Source organism: Kitasatospora sp. NPDC001225 (assembly GCF_053597855.1).
Genome location: NZ_JBSFJC010000372.1, coordinates 1 through 2,240, shown reverse-complemented (window position 1 = coordinate 2,240; position 2,240 = coordinate 1). Strand labels below are relative to the sequence as shown.

Annotated in this window: 1 protein-coding gene and 1 pseudogene; both read right to left on the bottom strand. The window is 74.3% G+C overall.

What is annotated here, in order from left to right; genetic code table 11:
* Window positions 1-1,953, bottom strand: a 1,953-nt coding sequence (locus tag ACWDCZ_RS40565) for a YbdK family carboxylate-amine ligase (RefSeq protein WP_449818620.1), incomplete at its 3' end; no start/stop codon positions are given.
* Between the two features lie 79 nt (window positions 1,954-2,032).
* Window positions 2,033-2,240 (bottom strand): annotated as a pseudogene (locus ACWDCZ_RS40560) (hypothetical protein); the annotation flags it as partial.

Sequence of the window (2,240 nt, the reverse complement as noted above, 5' to 3'; positions counted from 1 at the left end):
GACGCCGTAGCCGTCCAGCGGCTCGGTCAGTACGAAGCGGTCGTGGATCGCTTCCGGGGGCAGCGCGTCGGGTTGCCGGCCGGCGCTCTCCGGGGTGGCGATGACGTTCTCGCCGCCCTTCACGTTCCGGCGGCCGATCAGGTGGGCGAAGGTGAAGGTGGCCGGTGAACCGCCGTCCTGATGCAGGCAGTTCGGTGAGGACACCGCCTCCTGGTCCTGGTCGTGGACGCCGAGCGAGATCAGGTGGATGCCGACGTAGACGGGGACGCGGCGCAGGTCCTCCAGCCACAGGGCACGGTCCAGGTCGGCATGGACGAGGGCGTCGAGCAGCCGGTTGCGGTGCAGGGCTTCCGGGATGTCGGGCAGCCGGCGCCGCACCCGGGGGTACTCGGGGTTGTGCTCGTCCTGCCAGTACTCCGTGACGGTGCCGAACTCCTCGTCGGGGGTGCCCGGGATGTAGGAGAGCTCGCCGGTCCAGGGCAGGTGGACGGCGTGCGAGTAGCGGCGGAAGCGGTGGGTCTCACGGGCGTACGGATCCGGCGGCAGGTCCTGATAGGAGTCGGCGAGCCGGGTGAAGTCCTCGGCCAGGGCCACGGTGTCGATGCCGAGGTCGGCGGCGCTCAGGCGGGCGTACCCGTCACGGCGTACCCGCCCGCCGTGCTCCGGCGGGCGTCCGTGCTGCTCCGGGCTGTCGTCCATCGGCTTCTCCGGGCGTTCGCGGGCGTCCGTGGACATGGGTCCGCATGGCCTTCCGGCTTCCTCCACGCTGGCACACCCGTCGGGGGCGCGCCCCTGGGGGGTCCGCCGTACGGATGGCCGGGGCGGGACGGCCTGCAGGGTGGTCATGCAGGTCGCGAGGTCGTCCACGACCGCCGACAGGCCGCCGGCCCGGTGTGTGGCGCGCTGGCGGTGGGCGCCGCTGCCCCGGGCGGCCAGCCGGTCGACGAAGGCGGCGACCCGCTCCAGGTCCCCCAGCTCCTCCAGCGCGGGGCCGATGTGCTCGACGAGCCTCCGTGCGCGTTCCGGGGCGGGCAGGACGCGTCCGGTCAGCGCATCCGCTCCCGGCCCCGGCCAGCCGTCGCGGGTCGCGTACCAGTACGAGCCGCGCAACAGCTCACCGCGAAGCTGCGGTCCCTTGTCGCCGCGCTCCGCCAGGCGGGCGGAGGTCACCACCAGGCCGCGCACGACGGCCGCCAGGGCCACCGAGTCGGCGGACTCGGCCGGAACGTCCATGCACCGCACTTCCAGCGTCGGCAGTCGCGGGTGCGGCCGGGTGTCCCAGAACGGCAGGTCGGCGAAGGAGCTCCCGCCGACCTCCGCCATCGCGGCGGCGACGCGCCGGTAGTCGTCGAAGGACTCGACCCACGGTGGCGGTCCGAGGGAGGGGAAGCGCAGCCGCAGCACCGAGCGCCAGCTCGCGTACCGGGTGTCCCGTCCGGCGTGGAAGGGCGAGTTGGCGCTCATCTCCACCAGCAGCGGCAGCCACGGGCGCAGATGGTTGCCGACCAGGGCCGCCACCTCGCGGTCGGGCAGGCAGACGTGGACGTGCAGGGCGCAGACGGCGAAGTCGTCCATCAGGCTGCGGAACAGCTCCACCCCGTCCAGGTACCGGGGGTGGTGGCCCACCGGCACCACGCCGCCGCCCCCGATCACGGGCGTCGCACTGGGGCACACGGCCAGGCCCTCGGCCTCGGCGCACGCGGCGAGCTCGCGGCGCAACCGGGCCAGCTGGGCGGACAGCTCGCGCATGGTGGCGCACGGCGGTGTCCGCACCTCGACCTGGAGGTCCGTGAACTCACCGGACACCAGGTCCCCCAGCACGCCCGCGGCGCGGGCGGCCAGCCGCGGGCCCGCGGGAACCACGGCCCGGGACACGGGGTCCACGAGGAAGTGCTCCTCCTCCACGCCCACCGTCGGCGTCGGCCCCCGGCCACGGCCCGCAGTGCCTGCCACGGGCTGCCGAGCTCCTCGCGCGCCCGGGGCGCCGCTGCCGTCCACCTGACCAGAGTCCCTTCTCCCGGCCACGTCGGCATCACGGATCCGGGGTCCGGCCCGAAGACGAGCGCTCGGGGCGGACCCGAGCAGACGCTCGGGACAAGTCCCGGTACGAGCCGCCGTGCGGCAGGTGTGAACCGTGCCGGGCCGGGCAACCGCTCGGCATGCTGCTGATCAGCTCCTTGCGGTAGTCGAAGGGCAGCGCCGGCAGGTCGGTGAAGCCGGTGTTGGTGCGCCAGTTCGTC